The sequence below is a fragment of the Limnohabitans sp. genome (genome assembly GCF_023910625.1).
Classification (GTDB): domain Bacteria; phylum Pseudomonadota; class Gammaproteobacteria; order Burkholderiales; family Burkholderiaceae_C; genus Limnohabitans_A.
This window is the reverse complement of record NZ_JAAVVW010000002.1, coordinates 248752-271202: the sequence shown is the minus strand read 5'-3', so window position 1 is coordinate 271202 and position 22451 is coordinate 248752. Positions and strand designations below refer to the sequence as shown.

Annotated in this window: 24 protein-coding genes and 2 tRNA genes; 11 read left to right on the top strand and 15 right to left on the bottom strand. The window is 58.9% G+C overall.

Translation table 11 applies throughout. From position 1 onward, the window contains the following. Nucleotide 1 precedes the first annotated feature (1 nt). Nucleotides 2-787 carry an ABC transporter ATP-binding protein gene (locus HEQ17_RS01430; protein ID WP_296290921.1) on the top strand — a complete coding sequence of 262 codons (786 nt, stop codon included), beginning with the start codon at nt 2-4 and terminating at the stop codon, nt 785-787. A gap of 1 nt (nt 788) precedes the next feature. Beyond that, a complete protein-coding gene (locus HEQ17_RS01425; protein ID WP_296290920.1) occupies nt 789-1505 on the top strand; it encodes an ABC transporter ATP-binding protein in 717 nt (238 codons plus the stop codon). On the opposite strand, the gene HEQ17_RS01420 is transcribed toward HEQ17_RS01425, so the two are convergent. Further along, nucleotides 1506-2471 carry a tripartite tricarboxylate transporter substrate binding protein gene (locus HEQ17_RS01420; protein ID WP_296290919.1) on the bottom strand — a complete coding sequence of 322 codons (966 nt, stop codon included), beginning with the start codon at nt 2469-2471 and terminating at the stop codon, nt 1506-1508. Between the two features lie 23 nt (nt 2472-2494). Then, entirely contained in the window at nt 2495-3535 is a 1041-nt protein-coding gene (locus tag HEQ17_RS01415) for a CDP-6-deoxy-delta-3,4-glucoseen reductase (RefSeq protein ID WP_296290918.1), read from the bottom strand. A gap of 47 nt (nt 3536-3582) precedes the next feature. Here HEQ17_RS01415 and HEQ17_RS01410 point away from each other — a divergent pair, with 47 nt between their 5' ends. Both HEQ17_RS01410 and HEQ17_RS01405 read left to right on the top strand, forming a co-directional pair. Further along, on the top strand, nt 3583-4533 hold the full coding sequence (locus HEQ17_RS01410; RefSeq protein WP_296290917.1) for an SDR family oxidoreductase: 951 nt from the start codon (nt 3583-3585) through the stop codon (nt 4531-4533). Between the two features lie 20 nt (nt 4534-4553). Then, nucleotides 4554-4955: an RNA-binding S4 domain-containing protein gene (locus HEQ17_RS01405; protein WP_296290916.1), complete on the top strand. Its 402-nt coding sequence runs from the start codon at nt 4554-4556 to the stop codon at nt 4953-4955. Between the two features lie 66 nt (nt 4956-5021). On the opposite strand, the gene HEQ17_RS01400 is transcribed toward HEQ17_RS01405, so the two are convergent. Next, nucleotides 5022-5106: transfer RNA gene (locus HEQ17_RS01400), tRNA-Leu, on the bottom strand. Between the two features lie 38 nt (nt 5107-5144). Here HEQ17_RS01400 and cysM point away from each other — a divergent pair. From cysM to HEQ17_RS01385, 3 genes are read left to right on the top strand one after another with little or no spacing between them, the layout of a single operon-like run. Next, nucleotides 5145-6047, top strand: a complete 903-nt coding sequence (gene cysM / locus HEQ17_RS01395) for a cysteine synthase CysM (protein WP_296290915.1) — start codon at nt 5145-5147, stop codon at nt 6045-6047. 28 nt (nt 6048-6075) lie between these two features. Next, nucleotides 6076-6633, top strand: coding sequence for an NUDIX domain-containing protein (locus HEQ17_RS01390; protein ID WP_296290914.1), 558 nt, complete (start codon nt 6076-6078; stop codon nt 6631-6633). Next, nucleotides 6633-6860: a sulfurtransferase TusA family protein gene (locus HEQ17_RS01385; protein ID WP_293752419.1), complete on the top strand. Its 228-nt coding sequence runs from the start codon at nt 6633-6635 to the stop codon at nt 6858-6860. The genes HEQ17_RS01390 and HEQ17_RS01385 overlap by 1 nt, the downstream gene beginning before the upstream one ends. Here HEQ17_RS01385 and galU read toward each other — a convergent pair whose 3' ends face one another. Beyond that, on the bottom strand, nt 6861-7739 hold the full coding sequence (galU, locus tag HEQ17_RS01380; protein WP_296290913.1) for a UTP--glucose-1-phosphate uridylyltransferase GalU: 879 nt from the start codon (nt 7737-7739) through the stop codon (nt 6861-6863). A 26-nt stretch (nt 7740-7765) separates the two neighbouring features. Further along, nucleotides 7766-10693 (bottom strand): valine--tRNA ligase, encoded by a 2928-nt coding sequence (locus HEQ17_RS01375; RefSeq protein WP_296290912.1) that lies wholly within the window; start codon nt 10691-10693, stop codon nt 7766-7768. 446 nt (nt 10694-11139) lie between these two features. On the opposite strand from HEQ17_RS01375, the gene HEQ17_RS01370 reads away from it, so the two are divergent. The 3 genes from HEQ17_RS01370 to HEQ17_RS01360 all read left to right on the top strand — a co-directional run bounded on the left by HEQ17_RS01370 (nt 11140) and on the right by HEQ17_RS01360 (nt 13626). After that, a complete protein-coding gene (locus tag HEQ17_RS01370; protein WP_089953128.1) occupies nt 11140-11562 on the top strand; it encodes a rubrerythrin family protein in 423 nt (140 codons plus the stop codon). A gap of 112 nt (nt 11563-11674) precedes the next feature. Continuing rightward, nucleotides 11675-13024 (top strand): heterodisulfide reductase-related iron-sulfur binding cluster, encoded by a 1350-nt coding sequence (locus HEQ17_RS01365; RefSeq protein ID WP_296290911.1) that lies wholly within the window; start codon nt 11675-11677, stop codon nt 13022-13024. A gap of 11 nt (nt 13025-13035) precedes the next feature. Further along, nucleotides 13036-13626, top strand: coding sequence for a DUF3501 family protein (locus HEQ17_RS01360; RefSeq protein WP_296290910.1), 591 nt, complete (start codon nt 13036-13038; stop codon nt 13624-13626). 139 nt (nt 13627-13765) lie between these two features. Here the strand turns inward: HEQ17_RS01360 and HEQ17_RS01355 are convergent, their stop codons facing one another. From HEQ17_RS01355 to HEQ17_RS01345, 3 genes are all read right to left on the bottom strand, one after another. Next, nucleotides 13766-14389, bottom strand: a complete 624-nt coding sequence (locus HEQ17_RS01355; protein WP_296290909.1) for an L-threonylcarbamoyladenylate synthase — start codon at nt 14387-14389, stop codon at nt 13766-13768. 80 nt (nt 14390-14469) lie between these two features. After that, nucleotides 14470-15366 carry a DMT family transporter gene (locus tag HEQ17_RS01350; protein WP_296290908.1) on the bottom strand — a complete coding sequence of 299 codons (897 nt, stop codon included), beginning with the start codon at nt 15364-15366 and terminating at the stop codon, nt 14470-14472. Then, nucleotides 15363-16217, bottom strand: coding sequence for a 3',5'-nucleoside bisphosphate phosphatase (locus tag HEQ17_RS01345; protein ID WP_296290907.1), 855 nt, complete (start codon nt 16215-16217; stop codon nt 15363-15365). The genes HEQ17_RS01350 and HEQ17_RS01345 overlap by 4 nt, the downstream gene beginning before the upstream one ends. A gap of 152 nt (nt 16218-16369) precedes the next feature. On the opposite strand from HEQ17_RS01345, the gene HEQ17_RS01340 reads away from it, so the two are divergent. After that, complete coding sequence (locus tag HEQ17_RS01340; RefSeq protein WP_296290906.1) at nt 16370-16618, top strand: YfhL family 4Fe-4S dicluster ferredoxin; 249 nt, start codon at nt 16370-16372, stop codon at nt 16616-16618. Nucleotides 16619-16628: 10 nt separating this feature from the next. Here the strand turns inward: HEQ17_RS01340 and pth are convergent, their stop codons facing one another. From pth to HEQ17_RS01305, 7 genes are all read right to left on the bottom strand, one after another. Continuing rightward, nucleotides 16629-17273 (bottom strand): aminoacyl-tRNA hydrolase, encoded by a 645-nt coding sequence (gene pth, locus HEQ17_RS01335; protein WP_296290905.1) that lies wholly within the window; start codon nt 17271-17273, stop codon nt 16629-16631. Between the two features lie 115 nt (nt 17274-17388). Further along, nucleotides 17389-18012 (bottom strand): 50S ribosomal protein L25/general stress protein Ctc, encoded by a 624-nt coding sequence (locus HEQ17_RS01330; protein WP_296290904.1) that lies wholly within the window; start codon nt 18010-18012, stop codon nt 17389-17391. 102 nt (nt 18013-18114) lie between these two features. Next, entirely contained in the window at nt 18115-19086 is a 972-nt protein-coding gene (locus tag HEQ17_RS01325; RefSeq protein ID WP_296290903.1) for a ribose-phosphate pyrophosphokinase, read from the bottom strand. 47 nt (nt 19087-19133) lie between these two features. Beyond that, nucleotides 19134-19210: transfer RNA gene (locus HEQ17_RS01320), tRNA-Gln, on the bottom strand. A 35-nt stretch (nt 19211-19245) separates the two neighbouring features. Continuing rightward, nucleotides 19246-20091 carry a 4-(cytidine 5'-diphospho)-2-C-methyl-D-erythritol kinase gene (gene ispE, locus HEQ17_RS01315; RefSeq protein ID WP_296290902.1) on the bottom strand — a complete coding sequence of 282 codons (846 nt, stop codon included), beginning with the start codon at nt 20089-20091 and terminating at the stop codon, nt 19246-19248. Nucleotides 20092-20123: 32 nt separating this feature from the next. Continuing rightward, the gene (locus HEQ17_RS01310) at nt 20124-20567 is read right to left on the bottom strand and encodes an outer membrane lipoprotein LolB (protein ID WP_296290901.1); all 444 of its coding nucleotides are present in this window, start codon (nt 20565-20567) and stop codon (nt 20124-20126) included. Between the two features lie 85 nt (nt 20568-20652). Next, a complete protein-coding gene (locus HEQ17_RS01305; RefSeq protein WP_296290900.1) occupies nt 20653-22236 on the bottom strand; it encodes a tetratricopeptide repeat protein in 1584 nt (527 codons plus the stop codon). Between the last annotated feature and the right edge of the window lie 215 nt (nt 22237-22451).

Genomic DNA, 22451 nt, shown 5'->3' with positions numbered 1-22451 from the left:
CATGAATCCAACCGCCAACCAAGACACTGTTCTCAACGTCTCAGGCATCTCCAAAAAATTCGGCGGCCTGCAGGCCCTTTCTGACGTGGGCATCACCATCCAGCGCGGTCAGGTCTATGGCCTGATCGGTCCCAACGGTGCGGGCAAGACCACGTTTTTCAACGTCATCACCGGCCTGTACACCCCTGACAGCGGCACTTTTGAGCTGGCAGGCAAGCCCTACCAGCCCACAGCGGTGCACGAAGTGGCCAAGGCGGGCATTGCCCGTACGTTCCAGAACATCCGCTTGTTTGCCGAAATGACGGCCCTCGAAAACGTGATGGTGGGCCGCCATGTGCGCACCCATTCGGGTCTGCTGGGGGCGATTTTTCGCACGCCCGGCTTCAAGGCCGAAGAGGCTGCGATTGCCCAGCGTGCGCAAGAGCTGCTCGACTACGTGGGCATCGGCAAATACGCCGACTACAAAGCCCGCACGCTGTCATATGGTGACCAGCGTCGCCTGGAAATCGCCCGCGCCTTGGCCACTGATCCGCAGCTGATTGCCCTCGATGAGCCTGCAGCCGGTATGAACGCGACCGAGAAAATTCAGTTGCGCGAATTGATTGACCAGATCCGCAAAGACAACCGGACCATTTTGTTGATCGAACACGATGTGAAGCTGGTCATGGGCTTGTGTGACCGTGTCACGGTGCTCGACTACGGCAAGCAGATTGCCGAAGGCACGCCCGCCGATGTGCAGAAAAATGAAAAAGTGATTGAGGCCTATCTGGGCACGGGAGGGCACTGAGATGGCCAATGTTCTGTTGAAAGTCAAAGACCTGCAAGTCGGCTACGGCGGCATTCAGGCTGTCAAGGGCGTGAGCCTTGAGGTACGGGAAGGTGAACTCGTCTCATTGATCGGATCGAATGGCGCTGGCAAAACCACCACCATGAAAGCCATCACCGGTACCTTGCCCTTGCAAGCGGGTGACATCGAATACCTGGGCAAAAGCATCAAAGGCCAAGGCCCGTGGGATCTGGTCAAGCAAGGCCTGGCCATGGTGCCGGAAGGCCGCGGCGTGTTCACCCGCATGACCATCACCGAAAACCTGCAAATGGGCGCGTACATCCGCTCGGACAATGCTGGTATTGCCGACGACATCGAGAAGATGTTCACCATCTTCCCGCGCCTGCGTGAACGCAAAGACCAGCTGGCCGGCACCATGTCCGGTGGCGAGCAGCAAATGCTGGCCATGGGCCGTGCCCTGATGAGCCGCCCCAAGGTCTTGCTGCTGGACGAGCCGTCCATGGGCTTGTCGCCCATCATGGTCGACAAGATCTTTGAGGTGGTGCGCGATGTGTACGCCCAAGGCGTGACGGTGCTGCTGGTGGAGCAAAACGCCAGCCGTGCGCTGGCGATTGCCGATCGCGGTTATGTGATGGACTCGGGCCTCATCACCATGACGGGCGTGGGCAAAGACATGCTCGCAGACCCTAAAGTGCGCGCAGCCTATCTGGGCGAGTGATCAGTCCACCCGTGCACCGCTGGCCTTGACCACGCCTTCGTAACGGGTCAGTTCTGCTTTCATGAACGCACCAAACTGCTCTGGCGTGTTGCCCACGGGTTCGGCCATCAGTTGGGCAAAGCGTGTTTTGGTTTCTGGGGCTTGCAGCGCAGCCACAAACGCCTTGTTCAGGCGTTCCACCACATCGCGGGGCGTGGCCGCAGGAGCCACCAGACCCCACCAAGTGTCGATCGAAAAGTCTTTCAGGGTTTCGCTCATGCTCGCAATATCGGGCAGGGCATTGCTGCGCTGGGCAGTGGTGACGGCCAGGGCTTTGAGTCGGCCTGCCTTGATGTTGGCCGCAGCCGTGGCCAGGTTGTCAAAGTTGAAGTCGACCTGCCCCGACAACAAAGCCAACTGCGCGGGGTTGCCTCCGTTGTAGGGAATATGCACCGCAAAAATACCTGCGGCGCGTTTGAACATCTCGCCCGCCAAATGTCCCGCGCTGCCGTTGCCACCGGAACCAAAATTCAGCTTGGCGGGGTTGGCCTTGGCATAAGCCACCAAATCGGCCAGCGTGTTGATCCTAAGGCGCTGCGCGGTTTCGGCGTTCATCACCAGCACATTGGGCACGCGCAGCATTTGCGTGATGGGCGCAAAGTCGCGGCTGGCGTCGTACGGCATTTTGGCAAACAGCCAAGGGTTGATGGCGTGCGTGGCCGTGGCCGCAATGCCGATCGTCAGGCCATCGGGCGTGGCTTTTGCCACCAGGTCCGCGCCCAGGTTGCCACCCGCGCCGGGGCGGTTTTCAATGATCACCGTGCCCAGGCTGTCTTTCACGCGCTCGGCCAAGGCGCGCGCCGTGACGTCGATGGGGCCACCCGGTGCATAGGGCACGATGATGCGGATTGTTTTGCCCTGAGCCCAGGCCGGGGCCGAGAGGACGATTGAGGCAGCAGTGAATTGGCGGCGGGTGATCAAGGTCATGAGGGGCTCCAGAAAAAGGGGTTTTAGGCTTTGGCTTTGTCAGCCTCGGAGATGAATGAATCGGCGAAGAACTCCTCTTCGGGCAAACCGCCTTGGGCCACGTAGTCGCGCTTGGCCGAGTCCACCACGATGGGCGCGCCGCAGGCATAGACCTGATGGCCTGACAAATCCGGAAAGTCTTGCAAAACCGCTTGGTGCACAAAGCCGGTGCGGCCAGTCCATTGGTCTTGCGCTTCGGCGTTCGAGATCACGGGCACATAACGCAGGTTGGGCATCTCGGCCAAACGGGCCTCCACCCAGTCGGCCATGTACAGGTCCGCCGGGCGGCGGCCGCCCCAGTACAGCGTGGCGGGCCGGGTGATGCCCCGGTGCTGCATGTGCTCGATCAGCGCCTTGATGGGGGCAAAGCCGGTGCCCGAAGCCAGCAGCACGATGGGCTTGCTGCTGTCCTCGCGCAGGTAAAAGCTGCCATACGGGCCTTCGGCGCGCAGGATGTCTTTTTCCTTCATGGTGGTGAACACCGGGTCGGTGAACTTGCCGCCGGGTATGTGTCGGATGTGCAGATCTACCGTGGGCGGGGCCACTTCGAGGGTGTGCGGGGCGTTCGCCATGCTGTAGCTGCGGCGTGAACCGTCGCGCAGCAAAAATTCGATGTACTGACCGGCGTGGAACTTCATCACGTCGTTGGCAGGCAGTTGCAGTTTCAGCACGATCACGTCGTGTGACTTCTTTTCCAGAGTGACCACCCGCACTGGCATCTTCTTGACGGGTAAGCCACCTTCAGCGGTGACTTGCTTGGATTCGAGCACCACATCGCTTTGGGCCGTGGCGCAGCAAGTCAGCACCAAGCCTTGGGCTTCTTCATCGTCACTCAGGGCTTTGGACTGGTGCGGGCCATGGATCACAGTGCCCGAAACTTTTTTACATTTGCACGAACCGCAGGCGCCGTCTTTGCAGCCATAGGGCAGGCCGATGCCCTGGCGAATGCCGGCGGCCAGCAGGGTCTCGTTGGTGTCGGCGGTGAAGCTGCGGCCGCTGGGCTGCACGGAAATCTGAAAGCTCATCTTTTGGGTATCCTTGAGGGGTTGCAATCGACCCGGAACCCCTGATTTTGCCTTCAAACCAAACCCCCTTGGGCGCGCTGCCTGCCCGCTTTCGTCGCCAGCGTGTCCTGATCGTGGGCTGTGGCGACGTGGGGCTGCGCACGGCGGGCCAGCTGGGGGCACCGCAAAGCCAACGCGTTCGCCTGATGGCGTTGACTTCCTCGCCGGATCGCGTGCGTTTGCTGCGCGCTTGCGGCATCACGCCTTTACAAGGCAACTTGGACGATCCCGCGAGCATTCAACGCTTGGCGGGCATCGCCCACCGTGTGATTCACCTGGCACCACCGCCGACCGACCGTGCGGGCGCGTCCGAGCGTGATCCGCGCAGCTTGGTGCTGGTGCGCGCTTTGCGTTTGCGCACGCCCCCGCTGGCGCTGGTGTATGGCTCCACAACGGGCGTTTACGGTGACTGCGGCGGGCAGCGGGTGGATGAAACGCAGACTGTGAATCCCCACACGCCACGCGCCCAGCGCCGTGTGGATGCGGAAAACCTGATGCGGTTTTTGGGGCGCAGCGGTGTGCGGGTGAGCGTGTTGCGCATTCCCGGTATCTACGCGGCCGACCGAGAAGGCGGCACACCCCGTGAGCGCTTGCTCAAAGGCACGCCGGTGCTGGTGGCCAAAGACGATGTTTACACCAACCACATCCATGCCAACGACCTGGCGCGCGCTTGTGCGGCAGCGCTGTGGCGCGGTAAACCCCAGCGTGTGGTCAATGTCACCGACGACACCGATCTGAAAATGGGCGATTATTTTGATTTGGCCGCCGGCTTGTTCGGCCTGCCCAAACCGCCCCGCCTGCCGCGTGACCAAGCCAGCTCAGCCTTGCCCTTGATGCTGCTGAGTTTCATGAGCGAGTCCCGGCGCCTGGACAACACGCGCATGAAGCAGGAACTGCGGCTCAAGCTGCGGTACCCGCATGTGCGCGATGGCCTGAGCCCACAAGGCCAGCTGATCTGATGTTTTCTGGACCCTCTGCGATGAATTCCTTGCGCATCGACAAATGGCTGTGGGCTGCACGTTTTTTCAAAACCCGCAGCATCGCCAGCGAAGAAATCGGCAAGAACCGCGTGCAGGTCAATGGGCAAGATGCCAAGGCCTCGCGCGAAGTCAAGGCAGGCGACACGGTGCGCCTGCGCCAAGGCGCGGTGGAGCGCACGGTGCGGGTCTTGGGTGTGAGCGGTGCGCGTGGCCCGGCGCCTGTGGCCCAGTTGCTTTACGAAGAAACGCCAGAAAGCACCGAAGCCTGCCAAAAAGCCGCCGAGCAGCACCGCTTGGCCCGCGAGCCGGCGCTGAGCATCGAGCAAGGCCGCCCCACCAAACGCGACCGTAGGCAGATTGAGCGCAACTGGAACGACCGGTGGAGTGCGGGGATCGATTGAGGGCAAGCTAAACAGTGAAGCGCCTAAGAAAAAAGCCACAAGTTCGTTGAACTTGCGGCTTTGGTCTGGTGCCCGGGGCCGGACTCGAACCGGCACGCCTTGCGGCGGGGGATTTTGAGTCCCCTGAGTCTACCAATTTCACCACCCGGGCGGTATTCGTGAAGCCACGAATTATGGCACATTAATGGGATGATTTATCCAACCATTGAGGATGCGATCGGCAAAACACCATTGGTGGCTTTGCAGCGATTGGGTGCTGCCGACATGGCGGCCCGCAGCAACGTGATTTTGGGCAAGCTCGAGGGCAACAACCCGGCGGGTTCGGTCAAGGACCGACCGGCTTTGTCGATGATCCGCCGGGCCGAAGAGCGCGGCGAGATCAACCCGGGTGACACCCTGATCGAGGCCACCTCGGGCAACACCGGCATCGCCCTGGCCATGGCCGCAGCCATTCGGGGTTACCGCATGGTTTTGATCATGCCCGAGGACTTGTCCATCGAGCGGGCCCAGACCATGAAGGCCTTTGGTGCGGAGCTGATCCTCACGCCAAAGAGCGGGGGCATGGAGTACGCCCGTGACTTGGCCGACAACATGGCCACGCAGGGCAAGGGCCGCATCTTGGACCAGTTTGCCAACGCCGACAACCCGCGCGTCCACTACGAAACCACTGGCCCCGAGATTTGGGAGCAGACGGGCGGCAAAGTGACCCATTTCGTGAGCGCCATGGGCACCACCGGCACCATCACGGGTGTGTCGCGGTTTCTGAAAGAAAAGAACCCGGCGATCCGCATCGTGGGCGCACAACCCAGTGAGGGCTCTCGCATTCCGGGCATCCGCAAGTGGCCGACAGAGTACTTGCCCAAAATTTACGATCCCAGCCATGTGGATGAGCTGGTGTATGTCAGTCAAAACGATGCCGAAGAAACCTGCCGCCAGATGGCACGCAGCGAAGGCATCTTTGCCGGCGTCTCTGCAGCGGGTGCCTGCTGGGTGGCCCAGCAAGTGGCCAAGACGGCGCAAAACGCGACCATCGTGTTCATCGTCTGCGATCGCGGTGACCGTTATCTCTCCACAGGCGTGTTCCCTGCCTGAACGGCTGAACTCTGACAAGGCTTGAACCATGGCTGAATACCGTTTTTGTCCGATGTGTGCCAGTCCTTTGGCCTGGCTCTCGCAAATGGAAGACGGGGGCGAGACGATGCGCCTGCGTTGCACCGCTTGCGACTTCACGCACTGGAACAACCCCACGCCCGTTTTGGCAGGCATTGTGCAGGTGGGTGATCAAATTTTGCTGGCCCGCAATGCGGCCTGGCCAGGGCGGCGTTTTGCGCTGATCACCGGCTTCATGGAGGCGGGCGAAACGCCCGAAGAAGGCATCACGCGCGAGATTGCCGAAGAAACCAACCTGAAGGTCTCGGCCCTCCAGTTGATCGGCGTGTACGACTTCCAGCGCATGAACCAGGTGATCATTGCCTACCATGCGGTGGCCGAGGGCGAAGTGCGCTTGTCGCCTGAGTTGGCCGAGTACAAAATGTTTGATTTCCAGGATTTGATTTGCTGGCCAGCAGGCACCGGTTACGCCTTGGGCGACTGGCTGCGCACCATTGGCATCGAGCCCAAGTTCATGACTTGGGAAGAGCGTGCTGCACAAAGCCAGGAAGTGAATCAGGGCTCATGATGCACATCGACAAGGAAATTGACACCAGTGGGCTGAACTGTCCGCTGCCCATTTTGAAAGCCAAGAAGGCTTTGAATGAGATGGTCAGCGGCCAAGTGCTCAAGGTGATCGCCACCGACCCTGGGGCTTGGCGAGATTTCGAGGCTTTTGCCCGTCAGACGGGCAATGAGTTGGTGATGCAGGAAAAAACCGAAACCAGCTTTGTCTTTGGCCTCAAGCGGCGCTGATCAGAGAATCAAGCCCTTGAGGTACACACGGAAAGAAGCACCCACTTGCGGGTGCTGCAAAGCCAGTTCCACCGTGGCTTCCAAAAAGCCTTCCTTGCTGCCGCAGTCGTAGCGCTTGCCTTCGTACTGGAAGGCATAAACCGCTTCGCGCAGCATCAAGCGACCAATCGCATCGGTCAGCTGGATCTCGCCCCCCACGCCTGTGGGCTGGTTGCGGATCTCGTCAAAAATGCCAGGGGTCAGGATGTACCGACCGGCCACGCCCATGCGTGAGGGCGCTTTGTCGGGGCTGGGTTTTTCCACGATTTGTTCGACACGGATGAGCTGTTTGCCAGCCGGTTCACCGGCCACGATGCCGTAGCGCTTGACCTGATCGAGCGCTACTTCTTGCACGGCCAACACAGAGCGGCCTTGCTTGGTGTAAGCCTCGACCATTTGGGACAAGATGGACGGGCCTGCGTTGACCATCAAATCGTCGGCCAGCAGCACCGCAAAGGGCTCGTTGCCCACCAGCGGCTCGGCGCACAGCACGGCGTGGCCCAGGCCCAGCATGCGGTTTTGCCGCACATAAGCGCAAACCATGTCGTCGGGTTGAACCGAATGAACCAAGGCGAGCAACTCGTCTTTGTGGGCAGCTTCGAGTTCGCTTTCGAGCTCGTAAGCGGTGTCAAAGTGGTCTTCGATGGCCCGCTTGCTGCGCCCCGTGACAAAAATCATGTGCCGCACGCCTGCCGCGTAGGCTTCTTCCACCGCGTACTGGATCAGCGGCTTGTCCACGATAGGCAGCATCTCTTTGGGGGCAGCTTTGGTGGCGGGCAAAAAACGGGTGCCCAGGCCCGCGACGGGAAACACGGCTTTGCGGATGACGTTGTGGCTCATGGTCGATTCCTTGTCCAATTGGGGCTTCAGCCCAGGCGTTGCAGTTGCTGGCGGATTTTGTCGAGCGTGTCACCGAAGTCGGCCACGCGTTTCTTGGCTTCGTCGATCACAGCCGGGGGGGCTTTGGCCACGAAGGCCTCGTTGCCGAGCTTGGCGTTGGCCTTGGTGATTTCGCCTTCCATGCGAGCGGCCTCCTTGGTCAGGCGGATTTTTTCTGCGGCGGCATCGACTTCGATGAACAGGCACAAACGCGCTTCGCCCACCACGGCCACGGGCGCGGCTTGTGCTGCGGCCACCCACTCGGCTTCGGCTTCAAAGACTTTGACTTCGCTCAGCTTGGCCAGCGATTGCAACACCGGCGCCACGCTGTTCATGAAGGCGGTGTCGCCCAGCACATACAGGGGCATGCGGGTGGCGGGCGAGACGTTCATCTCACCGCGCAAGTTGCGGCAGGTGTCCACCAGCGTCTTGAGCTTGGCCACATGGGCTTCGGCGGCTGTGTCGATGCGATCGGGTTGGCTTACGGGGTAAGCCGCGATGCTGACCGACTCACCCGGAAGCCCCGCGACCACCGACACTTTTTGCCAAAGCTCTTCGGTGATGAAGGGGATGATCGGGTGCGCCAAACGCATGATGGTTTCGAGTGTGCGGATCAGGGTGCGGCGCGTGGCCCTTTGTTGAGGGTCGTTGCCGGTGTTGATTTGTACCTTGGCGATTTCGAGGTACCAATCGCAAAACTCGTTCCACACAAAGTCGTAAATCGTGTTGGCCACGTTGTCCAGGCGGTATTCGGCAAAGCCTTTGGCCACGTCGGCTTCGACGCGCTGCAGTTGCGAGCTGATCCAGCGATCGGCTTGGCTGAAGTCTAAGTAGCCGTGCGCCGGGCCACCGGGTTGGCATTCGGCTTTGGTGTGCTTTTTCAAGCCGCAGTCTTGGCCTTCGCAGTTCATCAGCACGAAGCGGGTGGCGTTCCACAGCTTGTTGCAGAAGTTACGGTAACCCTCGCAGCGCTTGGAGTCAAAGTTGATGCTGCGGCCCAAAGACGCGAGCGCGGCAAAGGTCAAGCGCAGGGCGTCTGCGCCGTAGGCCGGTATGCCTTCGGGAAATTCTTTTTCGGTCTGCTTGCGCACCTTGGGGGCGGTTTCGGGTTTGCGCAGGCCCTGGGTGCGTTTGTCGAGCAAGGGCTCCAATGTGATGCCGTCGATCAGGTCCACCGGGTCAAGCACGTTGCCCTCGGATTTGCTCATCTTCTTGCCTTGCGCATCGAGCACCAGACCGTGGATGTAGACGTGCTTGAACGGCACTTTGCCGGTGAAGTGCGTGGTCATCATGATCATCCGGGCGACCCAGAAGAAGATGATGTCGTAACCGGTGACCAGCACGCTGCTGGGGAGGTAGAGGTCGTAGTCGCTTGGGTTGTTATCGGCGTTGGCGGTGGCGGTGGTTCCGCTGGCGAGCGTGCCGGGCTCGGACTTGCTCATACTCGCTGCGCTCGCAAAGTCGCTGCGTCCGAGCCCAGCATGCTCGCCAGCTGCGTTCTTGGTGCTCGTCTCGTTGTTGGGCCAGCCCATGGTGCTGAAGGGCACCAATGCGCTGGAGTACCAAGTGTCCAGCACGTCTTCGTCGCGCTTGAGTGTTTTGCCGGGCGAGAGCTTGTCCGCTTGTGCTTGCGCCTCGGCTTCGTTGCGGGCCACATACACCTTGCCGTCTTCGTCGTACCAAGCCGGAATCTGGTGGCCCCACCACAGCTGGCGCGAGATGCACCAGTCCTGGATGTTGTTCATCCACTGGTTGTAGGTGTTGACCCAGTTCTCGGGCACAAAGCTCACTTGGCCGGACTGCACCGCGTCGATGGCTTTTTGCGCAATGGTCTTGCCGGTGACGTCGCCTTGGCCGACTTGGTTCATGGCCACGAACCATTGGTCGGTCAGCATGGGCTCAATCACCTGGCCGGTGCGGGCGCAGCGCGGCACCATGAGTTTGTGTTTCTTGACTTCGACCAAAGCGCCTGCGGCTTCCAGATCAGCCACCACGGCCTTGCGGGCCACGAAGCGATCAAGGCCACGGTATTTTTCTGGGGCGTTGGCGTTGATGGTCGCGTCCAGGTTCAGCACGCAAATCAGGTCCAGTTTGTGGCGCTGGCCGACTTGGTAGTCGTTGGTGTCGTGCGCAGGCGTGACCTTGACCACCCCGGTGCCAAAGTCTTTGTCCACATAATCGTCGGCGATCACGGGGATGGAGCGTCCGCACAACGGCAGGTTGACCTGCTGGCCGATGAGGTGTTTGTAGCGCTCGTCTTCGGGGTGCACCATCACGGCCATGTCGCCCAGCAGGGTTTCGGGGCGGGTGGTGGCCACGGTCAGGCTGCCTGAACCATCGGCCAAGTCATAACGGATGTGCCACATCGAGCCGTCTTCTTCGGCGCTCTCCACTTCCAGATCAGACACCGCGCTTTGCAACACCGGGTCCCAGTTGACCAGTCGTTTGCCACGGTAGATCAGGCCTTGCTCGTACAGTTGCACAAAGGTTTCGGTCACGGTTTGGGACAGCTTGGGGTCCATCGTGAAGTACTCGCGGCTCCAGTCCACGCTGTCACCCATGCGGCGCATTTGGCGGGTGATGGTGCTGCCCGATTCTTCTTTCCATTCCCAGACCTTTCTCACAAAGTTCTTGCGGGCTTCGGCAGGCGTGGGGCCCATGTCGTGGCGGCTGATGCCTTGGGCTTGCAGTTGGCGCTCCACCACGATTTGTGTGGCGATGCCCGCGTGGTCGGTGCCGGGAATCCAGGCGGTGTTGAACCCTGACATGCGGTGGTAGCGGGTCAACGAGTCCATGATGGTCTGGTTGAAGGCGTGGCCCATGTGCAGGGTGCCGGTCACGTTGGGCGGCGGCAGCTGGATGGAGAAGGCGGGCGCGTCGGCAGCTGGTGCAGCCGTGCCCCGAAAACCGGCCACGCCATAGCCGCGTTTTTCCCATTCGGGGCCCCAATGGGCTTTCCAGTGCGGCGGGTTCGAACGATTTGGACAGGCTGTCTAAGCCAGGTTGTTCGAGGGGGACGGCGGGGGCGTTGCTCATGGCGGACTTTTCAAAAAGAAACGGCAGCTCAGCTGTTGCCGCATGGGGCCTTGTTTGGCCCAGAGCGCTGATTTTACCCAGCCATTCAAGCCTTATCTGTGTCTGTCAAACCCTGTTTTCGGGATTGTCACCCGTGGGCTCTCTTGCAAAAACACAGGGCATGCCTGATTAGTAGATATTTATCAAACGAGTCATTTAATAGCATTGGCCAATCAATGCCATTGCATCAATCTATTGGGCAGACTGGGTGGTGCAGAGTTAACCTAAGCCGTCTCTGGCGATTTTGCCAGGGCAACCTCACGTTTAACCCCACTAGGAGATATCCATGGCAGCACTCAAAGGCTCGCGCACGGAACAATGCCTGAAAGACGCCTTCGCTGGCGAATCCCAGGCCAACCGTCGCTATTTGTACTTCGCGAACAAAGCTGACGTTGAAGGTCAGAACGACGTGGCAGCCCTGTTCCGTTCCACCGCTGAAGGTGAAACTGGTCACGCCCACGGTCACCTGGAGTTCCTGGAGCAATCCGGCGACCCGGCTACCGGCATGCCCATCGGCTCGACACGCGACAACCTGGCTTCGGCTGTGGCTGGCGAAACCCACGAGTACACCGACATGTACCCTGGCATGGCCAAGACCGCCCGTGAAGAAGGTTTCGACGAAGTCGCTGACTGGTTCGAGACTCTGGCCAAGGCTGAGCGTTCACACGCCAACCGCTACCAGAAAGCTTTGAACGAACTGGTGGATTGATTCCCCCCGTTTCTTCAGCCCGCTGCGCTGAAAGGTGCAGCGGGTTTTTCTCAGGGCTCTGGCTGCAGAGTCTTCAGAAAAACCCCACAAATAATTCCCAATGGAGCATTTCATGGCCAAAGAAGGCAACCTCGAAGCCCCCACCCGTCACGCGCTGGCTTGGCAGACCCCGGACTTCTACAACGAAGAAAAGTGCTTCGACGAACTTGAGCGCATTTTTGACATCTGCCACGGTTGCCGCCGCTGCGTGAGCTTGTGTGGCTCTTTCCCCACCTTGTTTGACCTGGTGGACGAGAGCAGCACCATGGAAGTCGATGGCGTGGACAAGAAGGATTATTGGAAAGTGGTGGACCAGTGCTTCATGTGCGACCTGTGCTACATGACCAAATGCCCCTACACCCCGCCGCACGAGTGGAACCTGGACTTCCCGCACACCATGCTGCGGGCCAAGGCCATCAAGTTCAAAAAAGGCGAAGTGGGTGCAGCCGAAAAGTTTCTGGCCTCGACCGACACCCACGGCTCTTTTGCGGGCATCCCGATTGTGGTTCAAGCCATCAACGCCATCAACAAAACCGAAGCGGCGCGCAGCGTCATGGAAAGCGTGGCAGGCGTGGACAAAAACGCCTGGCTGCCTTCCTTGGCCATTAAAAAATTCCGCTCCAGTGCACCTGCTGCCCAGTCGGTCAAAGTGGTGGAAGGCGAGAAAACACCCGGCAAAGTGGCGATCTATTCCACTTGCTACATCAACTACAACGAGCCAGGCATTGGGCATGACCTGCTGAAGATTTTGGACCACAACGCCATCCCGTATGTGCTGGTCGAGAAAGAAAAGTGCTGCGGCATGCCCAAGCTCGAGTTGGGCGACCTGGACTCGGTCAAGCAGTCCAAAGAAGCCAACATCCCGGTGCTGGCCAAGTACGCCAAAGACGGCTACGCCATCATGGCGGCGGTGCCCAGCTGTGCGCTCATGTTCAAGCAAGAGATTCCGCTGATGTTCCCCGATTGCGCCGATACCCAGTTGGTCAAAGACGCGATGTGGGACCCGTTTGAGTACTTCATGGCCCGCAAGCGCGATGGCTTGCTCAAGACCGAGTTCCCACAAAAACTGGGCAATGTGAGTTACCAGATTCCATGCCACGGACGGGTGCAAAACATCGGCAAGAAAACCGAGGAAATGCTCAAGATGATCCCGGACACCCAGATCAACACCATCGAGCGCTGCTCGGGCCATGCCGGTACCTACGGTGTCAAAAAAGGCTCACACGACATGGCGATGAAGATCGGCAAACCGGTGTTCAAAGCCATGGCCACCATGAAAGACGGCTCCAAGCCCGACTTCATCAGCTCCGATTGCCCGCTGGGCGGCCACCACATTGCCCAAGGCTTTGAGGTCAATGGTCTGGGCGCTCCCGAACTGAACCACCCCTTGACCTTGGTGCGCAAAGCCTACGGTCTCAAATAAGGAACACTGCCATGCAATTGACCGGAAAAATCACGCCCGAGACCCTGATGTCTTTGGAGGCCTACACCAAGTGGCGCAAGGTCCACAAGCCCGAAGTCATTGCCCATCGCAAGCTGCGCAGCGTGCGGCTGGGCGAGCACATCAACATGCAATTTGAGAGCGAAACCACCATCCGCTACCAGATTCAGGAAATGCTGCGCATCGAAAAAGTCTTCGAGGAAGAAGGCATCCTGCAAGAGATCGAGGCCTATGCCCCGCTGGTGCCGGACGGCAGCAACTGGAAAGCCACCATGATGATCGAGTACACCGACATCAACGAACGCAAGCGCGAGCTGGCCAAGCTGATTGGTGTGGAAGACCGCATGTTTGTCGAGGTGGAAGGCCATGGGCGCGTCTACGCCATTGCCGACGAAGACCTGGACCGCGAGACCGATGAAAAAACCTCGGCCGTGCACTTTGTGCGCTTCGAACTGAAGCCTGCCATGTCGGCTGCGGTCAAGGCCGGTGCTGGCGTCAAGATGGGCTGTGACCACACACACTACCCCTCCCACATCGATGTTTCCCCGGACACACTGGCCAGCTTGGCAGGCGATTTGAAGTAATTCTCGCAGTCCGTTCTGGCTTGACCCTGCTGTGGCCTCTGCGTTGCTGCAGGGTTTTTGTTTTTGGGGTCAGTGATCGCTGTTCAGACCTTTGGCGGCGCAAGGCAAGCTCCGTGTGTGCTCTGCCTGTAGCGCCAAGTCAAAGGCCCAGCAGGGCCGGGTCACCTTGACCGAGCCTCAGCACTTCGGGTTCGTCGCCGCTCATGTCGATCACGGTGGTGGGCTGCAAAGAGCAGGCCCCTGCATCGATGACCGCGCCCACTTGGTGTTCCAGCCGTTCGCGTATTTCTTCCGGGTCGTTCAGCGGCAGCGCTTCACCGGGCATGATCAGTGTGGCGGCCAACAGCGGCGCGCCGTGCAGGGCCAGCAGTTCCTGCAGCACTTTGTGCTCGGGCACCCTCAGGCCGATGGTTTTGCGTTGCGGGTGGCTCAAACGGCGTGGCACTTCCTTGGTGGCTTCCAGAATGAAGGTGAAAGGCCCGGGTGTGGCTTGTTTGATGGCCCGAAATTGCCGGTTGTCCACCCGCGCGTAGTTGGCCAACTCGCTCAGGTCGCGGCACAGCAGCGTCAGGTGGTGTTTCTCGTCCACAGCGCGAATGCGGCGCAAATGGTCGGCAGCGGTTTTATCGTCCAGGTGGCAGACCAGGGCGTAGCTGGAGTCAGTGGGCACGGCCAGCACGCTGCCTTGGTTGAGCAATTTCACGGCTTGCTTGAGCAAACGCGCTTGCGGGTTGTCGGGGTGAACGCTGAAAAACTGGGCCATGGGTTTCGACAGTCAAGGGTCGGTATTGAGCAGTATGCGATACAGAAGAGGCCAAAACCCCGCAATGCCAAAGCGAGAACTCATGATTGTGCGGGAGGGATGGCGACGCGGTTCTCTCGCAGCGTGAGCCAAGCCCCCAAAGCCCCGCACAGCGCGACCAGGCCCATGCCTGCAAAAGTCCATTGGTCAGGCAAGTGGTTAAAAACCACCCAGCCGCCCAGAACGGCAAAGCCAATTTGGCTGTACATATAAGGCGTGAGGGTGGCTGCCGGGGCGCGGCCGTAGGCCAGGATCAACAGAAAGTGTCCGATCGAGGCGAGCACGCCCATCAAGAGCAATTGGAGCCATACGGTCCAGTCGCTGGGCATTTCCCAGACAAAAGGCTGGATGAGGGTGGCCAAGGCCGTGCCAATCCAGCCGGTGTAAAAGTGGGTGGTGATGGGGTCTTCGGTTTTGGACATTTGGCTGGTCAGCAGCTGAAATGCGGCGTTGGTGCCCACCAGCATCAAGGGCAGGACGACGGTCCAGTCAAAGTGCTGGCTGCCGGGACGGATGATGATCAGGGTGCCGATGAAGCCACCCAGCACCAGCAGCCAGCGCAGTGGGCGAATTTTTTCCTTCAGCATCCAGGCCGCGAGCAAGGTGATGACCAAGGGGGCCAGCAGTGTGATGGCGGTGAATTCGCCCACAGGCATGTACTTGAGGCTCAAAAAGGCCAGGATGCTGCAGGCAAACAGCAGCATGCCGCGCGCCAGTTGAAAGCGCGGGTGTTGGGTGCGCAAAATTTGGCGGCCACGGCCTGGCCAGACGACGACCGTGGTGATGACGGCCTGAATGGCGTAGCGGAACCACAGCGCCACCAGCACCGACAGGCCCGCGCTGACGTGCCGGGTGGTGGTGTCCAGCGTGGCAAAGCACGCAGTGGCCAGAACGGCAAAACCGATGCCGTGCAGCGCAGTGTCCTTGAACGAACTCACTGAACGCGGTCGGTCAGCAGTTCCCAAACAGGGGTCAGTTGGCCAGGCAAGAAGGGCAGTGTGCCCAAGTCAATGCGGCTCTCGGTAGGGCTGTGAAAGTCACTGCCACGAGAGGCTGCCAAGTCGAATTCGAGCGCGGTTTCTGCGTAGCGTACTGCGTCGGGAGACGAGTGGCTGCCGGTAACGACCTCGACGCCGCGCCCACCGTGCGCTTTGAATTCACTGAACAGCGCGTACTCCTCGTTGGGGCTAAAGCCGTAGCGCGCCGGGTGGGCGATGATGGCCATGCCGCCGGCATCGGTGATCCATTGCACGGCTTCTTGCAGGCGTGCCCAACGGTGCGGCACGTAGCCGGGTTTGCCCTCAGTCAGGTATTTGCGAAACACTTCCGAGGTGTCGCTGCACACGCCTGTGTCGACCAAGTGCCTCGCAAAGTGGGTGCGTGAAATCAATTCCGGGTTGCCAACATAGCGCAACGCGCCCTCGTAGCAGTTGAGGATGCCGACTTTGGCCAGGCCATCTGACATTTCCTGGGCGCGTTCACTGCGGCCGCCTCGGGTGCGGCGCAGGCCTTCGACCAAGGCGCTGTTGTGCGCGTCGAAACCCAGGCCCACAATGTGCACCGTCTGGTGGGCAAAGGTGACCGAAATTTCGGTGCCTGTGAGGTAGGGCAGGCCTTGCGCGCGCGCGGCGGCCAGTGCGCGTTCTTGGCCAGCCACTTCGTCGTGGTCGGTCAGCGCCCACAGTTCCACGCCGTTGGTTTTGGCGCGTTCGGCCAAGGCTTCGGGGGTGAGGGTGCCGTCAGAGATGACGGAGTGGCAGTGCAGGTCGGCGTTCATCATGCGTTCCATTTTAGGCGCATGCCGCTGGAACGGTGCAGCTTGTGGGGTCATTGGGGATGAGAGGCCCAGGGGCCTGTAACAGCCCTGCAGTTTCTCGGGCTCAGACCTGTGGCCGATAATCCGGTAATGACCTCGATGCAGACCTTTGCGGAGCCCCAGCCATGGCACTGATGATCACCGACGAATGCATCAACTGTGATGTGTGTGAGCCCGAGTGCCCGAACCAAGCGATTTACCTGGGCGAAGAAATTTACGAGATCGATCCGTCCAAATGCACAGAATGCGTGGGCCATTTTGACGAGCCGCAGTGTGTCCAGGTCTGCCCCGTGGCCTGCATTCCAGTTAACCCGCAGCACGCAGAAAACCAAGAGTCGCTCTGGGCCAAATACCGTCGCCTGCAAGGTCAGTAAGGCACTGGGTTCAGCTCTGCTGACCGGGTTCGGTCGTTGGAGCGGGCTCTGCTTTCGGCGGTCTGGGTGGTTTGGGCCTGGGGGGCTTGCTGGTGTGGATTTTCACCATCGCTTTTTCCATCTCCCCCGCCAACAAAAGCGGCAAGGCCAACACCGCGCGGTGGATGCTGTCGTCGATGGCTTTGCGGTGCTCCAGCATCGGCTTCTTCAAGACCCAACTCACCACTTCGGCCTTGTCACCCGGGTGGCCCACGCCAATGCGCAGCCGCCAATAGTCGGATGTGCCGAGTTGGGCATGGATGTCGCGCAGGCCATTGTGGCCAGCGTGGCTGCCGCCCAGCTTGAGCTTGGCCTCGCCCGGCACGATGTCGAGTTCGTCGTGTGCCACCAAAATCTCTTGCGGCTGGATTTTGAAGAACCTGGCCAGGGCGCTCACCGACTTTCCCGACAGGTTCATGTAGGTCTGCGGTTCCAACAACCAAACGGTCTGGCCGCCGACCGTGGTGCGGGCGACCAGCCCGTGGTAGCTGCGCTCGGGCACCAGAGACACCTTGAGTTCGCGGGCGATGGCATCGATCCACCAAAAACCGGCGTTGTGGCGGGTGTCTTCGTATTCATTGCCCGGGTTGCCCAGGCCGACTAGCAGTTTGATCATGTTGCGTGATTATCCTTGGGCGCGTGGCCTAGCAGCCTGACATGCGGTGCGCCAAAGCAAAAAGGCCCGCAGAGCGGGCCTTGGTGTGCCGGGTTGAACAGCCCAGGCGAGAAGATTACTTCTTGCCTTTGCCTTTGGCGTCGGCGGGTGCAGCGACCACGGGGGCTGCAACCGCTTCTTCAACAGGAGCGATCACGCTCACAAGGACTGGGTTTTTCTGGCCACGCGTGATGGCCTTGCAACCAGAGGGCAGGGTGATGTCATCCAGGTGAAGCGATTTGCCCATGGTCAGACCTTTCAAATCCACCACAATGAATTCGGGCAGATTGGCAGGCAGGCAAGCCACTTCAATGTCTGTCATCACATGGTTGATGGTGCACTTGTCGGTCTTGACGGCTTCAGACTCATCTTGGCCGGTGTAGTGCAATGGCACTTTCATGTGCAAGGTGGTATTTGCATCGACCCGCTGGAAGTCGATGTGTTGTACCAATTGCTTATAGGGGTGCATCTGGTAGTCACGCAGCAAGACCTTGCTGGACTGACCATTCAATTCCATGTCCAGAATTGAGGAATGGAAAACCTCTTTCTTAAGGGCGTGCCACAAGGCGTTGTGGTCCAGCTCAATGAGTTGAGGAGCCGATGCGGCACCGTAAACGATACCCGGTGTGCGACCGGAATTGCGGAGACGGCGGCTCGCACCCGTTCCCTGCTTGGCGCGCTCAAAAGCGACGAATTTCATGGTTTTCTCCTTCTAGGGTACACCGCGACCAGTGCGACCCTGACTCAAAAAAACCAGCCAGTCCATATGGACCCGGCTGGCCACGGTTGGCCTTTTCCCTGATCAGGCTTGATCGGAGAACAGGCTCATCACCGACTCGCCGTGCGCAATCCGATGAATCGTTTCAGCGATCAGGGGAGCTACGGAGAGTTGGCGAATCTTGGAACACGCTGCGGCTTCGGTCGTCAGCGGGATGGTGTTGGTGACGACGACTTCATCGAGCGCTTCGCCTTTGGCTATGCGGTCTATGGCTGGACCCGAGAAAATCGGGTGGGTGCAATAGGCGTAGACTTTTTTTGCACCGCGCTCTTTGAGCACTTCGGCAGCTTTGACCAGGGTGCCTGCGGTGTCGATCATGTCGTCCATGATCACGCAGTTGCGGCCTTCGATCTCGCCAATGACGTGCATGACTTCAGACACGTTGGCTTTGGGGCGGCGCTTGTCGATGATGGCCAGATCGCAGCTCAACTGCTTGGCCAATGCTCGCGCGCGCACCACGCCACCCACGTCGGGGGACACGACGATCAGGTCATCGTAGTTTTGCTGGCGCAAATCACCGAGCAACACGGGCGAGGCGTAGATGTTGTCAACGGGGATGTCGAAAAAGCCCTGGATCTGGTCCGCGTGCAGGTCCATGGTGAGAACACGGTCCACACCCACGGCTTGCAGCATGTTGGCCACAACTTTGGCCGAGATGGGGACACGCGTGGAGCGTGGGCGGCGATCCTGGCGGGCGTAGCCGAAGTAGGGAATCACAGCGCTGATGCGTCCGGCCGATGCGCGTTTGAGCGCGTCTACCATGATGAGCAATTCCATCAGGTTTTCGTTGGTAGGGGCGCAAGTCGGTTGCACCACGAACACCTCACGGGCTCGGACGTTTTGCTTGAGTTCGACGGTGACTTCGCCGTCAGAAAAACGGCCTACATCAACCGCGCCGAGCTGTGAGCCCAAGTGTTTGGCGATTTCGGCAGCCAAAACGGGGTTGGCATTGCCGGTGAACAGCATGAAATCAGGGGGCAGTGAAGCAGGCTGCATGAGCATTCCAGCGATCAGATAAAAGGGCCTGTACGAATGAACGTATTTGGCAGGGGAAGAAGGATTCGAACCTTCGAATGCCGGAATCAAAATCCGGTGCCTTAACCAACTTGGCGATTCCCCTACACGGGTTGACCGCTGATAACAGCGACCGACCGATCAACTATCGCTGGATGCCCATCCCAACAAAGGGTGGAATTCCAAATTGCTGCAGCGCTTTGCCGTAAATCCATCGGGAACCGAGAAATCAGACTTGTTTGCATCACATGGTGCAAACACAGCGCTTCCAGAGCCCGTCATTTTAGCCCTTAGGCCAGCTTTTTCCAGCACATCCAGTGCTTGGCTTACTTCTGGGCAAAGTGATTGCGCAACAGATTGAAGGTCATTAAGACCAAAACTGTAGGGGTCTGCAGCAAAGTCGAGCATTGTAGCAGCGTTTGTATCGCGCTTGATCTCTGAGTGCGCAAAAATTTCGGATGTATTGATTCCAGCAGGCGGTTTGATGACCCAAAACTGTGCAGGTGGCAACTCAATCGGGATGATTTTCTCGCCCACACCTTCCACCCACGCATTTCGACCGCGCAAGAAAAAAGGCACATCGGCGCCAAGTTCAATGCCCAAGCTTTCCAGCGTGGGCAGGTCCAGTTGCAAATTCCAAAGTCGATTCAGCGCCAATAGGCAAGCGGCCGCATCGGAGGAGCCACCACCCATCCCCGCCTGAGCCGGTATTTTTTTGTCCACGACAATGTGCACGCCCTCGGGGCAGCCGCTGCGTTTTTGGAGCAACTGAGCCGCACGCATGATCAGGTCTTGGTCAGGCAAAGCCATGGTCAGATCTTCACGGCTGATCGTGCCACCGGATCGTTTTTCAAAGTGCAACTTGTCGCACCAGTCGATCAACATGAAGACCGACTGAAGCAGGTGGTAGCCATCAGGACGGCGCCCAGTGATGTGTAAAAACAAATTCAGTTTGGCCGGAGCGGGCACATCATGCAGAGATTTCATGGCCTGATTATGACCACGAAGTGCGCACCAGATCAGCGATCCAGCACAATCCGCAATCGCGTGATGGGCGCAGGCCGAATGCGCTCAGCAGTGATGCGGCCCTGAGCATGAGAAGATAAGTCAATATGCCACCCTGGGGAGTCGGCCGGTCGACCTGCCAACCATTCAAACAAAGCTGAAATGGGCAGTTCAGTCCCTGTCAAGATTGAAGCCAGGTATTCAAGACTGGTGCTTTGTACTTGCTGCTGGCCTTGCTCCAGGCGTGCAAATCCGGGTTGCCATTGAAGGCGTGCCAAAGAGGTGCCAACAGGGCTGAGCAAGACCATTTGGCCTGTTTCCGCAGAGCCTTGCAACTCAAAGCCGGCACTCAATGATTGCGGGGGGTCATTGAGTACTTGGATGACCAAACGCCCCGACCATTCGTCAATGTCCGGGGAGTTTTTGGCCGGAGGATTTACGCAAGCTGTCAGCAGCATGAGGCAAAGCCAAAAACTCCATCGTTTCATGCGCTGCAAAGTCATGTTGTTACCAGCCCATTAACCGTCTGTTTCAAGGCTGTCATCAAGGTTTGAAATGAAAACGTTTGAGGGTTTTGGTCAATGTGTCGTTGTCTGATTTGAGCAGCAAGCCTTCTCGCCAAATGACTGCTGCTTCATCGCGTCGGCCCATGACCCACAGCACTTCTCCCAAATGTGCCGCTATTTCAACATCTGGTTTGGCTTTGTAGGCGGTTTGCAAAATCTGCAAGGCCTCAGCAAATTGACCTTGCCTGTAGGCCACCCAGCCCAAGCTGTCCTGGATGTAGGGGTCCTGCGGCGCTAATTGGAGTGCTTGCACGATCAATTGGCGCGCTTCGCCCAGTCGGATGTTCCGATCTGCAAGCGAGTACCCCAGGGCATTGAATGCATGCGGGTCTTCGGGTTTGAGTTTCATCAGCTCACGTAACAAAGTCTCCATCTCGTCAAATCGTTTGAGCTTTTCACTGACCATGGCCAACTCGGACATCAAATCTGTGTTCTGGGGGTGAATTTGGAGAGCTTGTTGGACCAAGGCGTAAGCACTGGATGCCTGTTTTCTTTCGCGCAACCATTGAGATTGCAACAGAGCCTTCTTGATGGCCAGTTCCGGTGTGTTCGCTCTGATTTGCTCCAACACCAGCCGCGCTTCATCCAGGCGACCTTGCTGAGAGAGCAGATCCGCTTGACGGCTGGCCAGCTTGATGGGATCGGCATCAGCGGGCACTTGTGCCAACCACTGTTGTGCTTGTGCGAATTGCCCTTTGCGTTGGGCAATTTGGGCCAAAGCCATCAAGGACTCTCCTGGCCCCGAGATTTGAGATGGAACGCGTCCAGATGAACTGGCCAATTCGAGGTGCTTGTGCAGCTTTGATTCTGCAAGCTGCCCTTTACCGGTTTCGAGCAAAAGCAGTCCATGAACGAGCCAGCCGTCAGCAAAAGTCGGCTGATCTGCATTGAGTTTGTGTAATTGCGTCAGAGCTTCAGCGTAAGCATGTTGGCCAATGAGCAAGCGGGCGTAACCCAAACGAAGCTCTGGCTCAACCGCGCCCTGCATGGCATTTTGGAGCAATGGCAAAAGATCGGTGGGCGCGACACTGGCCAAGCTGAGCGCCAGCAAAAGAGGGCCTTGGGCAGTGGTATCGGCTGCTACGCCCATGCGGACTGCTTCGACAGCTTGGCCCACTTGGCCTGCGTCTCGCCGCATTCGCCCCACTGTGGTCCAGGCTGAAGCGGCTGTTTGGGCATGTTTCAAGGCAGCTTCCAGCGCTCTTTCCACCGTGTCTGCGGCCATTTTTTTGTCTTGGACACGTGAAAAAACCCGAGGGATGGAGCCGATGGCGGCATTTTGCGCGACGGCTGGTAAATCCCGAATCGACACCGTCAGGGCTTTACCCGCTTCATCAATGCGGTTCAGGGCCAATAAGATTTGCAACAAATAGCGATTGGCTTCAGTGGATTCGGGTAAGGCGTTTTTCCAGGCTTGTGCAGCTTGCAAAGCAGCATCTCCCGAGCGCGATTGCAGCGCAACATCCACAGCCCTTTGAAACAACAAGGGATCACGTGTTTGGCGCGCCGCCTCCAAAATGATCGAAAAGCCGCTGCCAGGCGAACCGCTTCTGACGTTCATTTCGCCTAAAAGAAGCTGGTAAAAAAGAGCAGCGTCCAGAGCTGAATTTTGTACAGACAGATCTGAGGGGGGGCCGGCAGGGCGTGCTACAGATTGTGCCGCTTGCGCCTAAAACGCAAGACAACATCAATGCAACCAGAAGCCAAAATTTCATGAGTTCATCATAATCCACTCAACCGCCGATTTGAGCTGGGCGGTTCAAGACCCTTTTTCTA

Bases quoted from the DNA above. Each gene is read 5' to 3' on its own strand.
- HEQ17_RS01340 (WP_296290906.1), top strand. From the start codon at position 16,370: ATGGCACTGATGATCACCGACGAATGCATCAACTGTGATGTGTGTGAG.
- HEQ17_RS01330 (WP_296290904.1), bottom strand. From the start codon at position 18,012: ATGAAATTCGTCGCTTTTGAGCGCGCCAAGCAGGGAACGGGTGCGAGC.
- ispE (WP_296290902.1), bottom strand. From the start codon at position 20,091: ATGAAATCTCTGCATGATGTGCCCGCTCCGGCCAAACTGAATTTGTTT.
- HEQ17_RS01390 (WP_296290914.1), top strand. From the start codon at position 6,076: ATGGCTGAATACCGTTTTTGTCCGATGTGTGCCAGTCCTTTGGCCTGG.
- HEQ17_RS01325 (WP_296290903.1), bottom strand. From the start codon at position 19,086: ATGCAGCCTGCTTCACTGCCCCCTGATTTCATGCTGTTCACCGGCAAT.
- cysM (WP_296290915.1), top strand. From the start codon at position 5,145: ATGATTTATCCAACCATTGAGGATGCGATCGGCAAAACACCATTGGTG.
- galU (WP_296290913.1), bottom strand. From the start codon at position 7,739: ATGAGCCACAACGTCATCCGCAAAGCCGTGTTTCCCGTCGCGGGCCTG.
- HEQ17_RS01385 (WP_293752419.1), top strand. From the start codon at position 6,633: ATGCACATCGACAAGGAAATTGACACCAGTGGGCTGAACTGTCCGCTG.
- HEQ17_RS01365 (WP_296290911.1), top strand. From the start codon at position 11,675: ATGGCCAAAGAAGGCAACCTCGAAGCCCCCACCCGTCACGCGCTGGCT.
- HEQ17_RS01355 (WP_296290909.1), bottom strand. From the start codon at position 14,389: ATGGCCCAGTTTTTCAGCGTTCACCCCGACAACCCGCAAGCGCGTTTG.
- HEQ17_RS01305 (WP_296290900.1), bottom strand. From the start codon at position 22,236: ATGAACGTCAGAAGCGGTTCGCCTGGCAGCGGCTTTTCGATCATTTTG.
- HEQ17_RS01345 (WP_296290907.1), bottom strand. From the start codon at position 16,217: ATGGAACGCATGATGAACGCCGACCTGCACTGCCACTCCGTCATCTCT.
- HEQ17_RS01415 (WP_296290918.1), bottom strand. From the start codon at position 3,535: ATGAGCTTTCAGATTTCCGTGCAGCCCAGCGGCCGCAGCTTCACCGCC.
- pth (WP_296290905.1), bottom strand. From the start codon at position 17,273: ATGATCAAACTGCTAGTCGGCCTGGGCAACCCGGGCAATGAATACGAA.
- HEQ17_RS01370 (WP_089953128.1), top strand. From the start codon at position 11,140: ATGGCAGCACTCAAAGGCTCGCGCACGGAACAATGCCTGAAAGACGCC.
- HEQ17_RS01360 (WP_296290910.1), top strand. From the start codon at position 13,036: ATGCAATTGACCGGAAAAATCACGCCCGAGACCCTGATGTCTTTGGAG.
- HEQ17_RS01425 (WP_296290920.1), top strand. From the start codon at position 789: ATGGCCAATGTTCTGTTGAAAGTCAAAGACCTGCAAGTCGGCTACGGC.
- HEQ17_RS01420 (WP_296290919.1), bottom strand. From the start codon at position 2,471: ATGACCTTGATCACCCGCCGCCAATTCACTGCTGCCTCAATCGTCCTC.
- HEQ17_RS01405 (WP_296290916.1), top strand. From the start codon at position 4,554: ATGAATTCCTTGCGCATCGACAAATGGCTGTGGGCTGCACGTTTTTTC.
- HEQ17_RS01310 (WP_296290901.1), bottom strand. From the start codon at position 20,567: ATGCTGCTGACAGCTTGCGTAAATCCTCCGGCCAAAAACTCCCCGGAC.
- HEQ17_RS01430 (WP_296290921.1), top strand. From the start codon at position 2: ATGAATCCAACCGCCAACCAAGACACTGTTCTCAACGTCTCAGGCATC.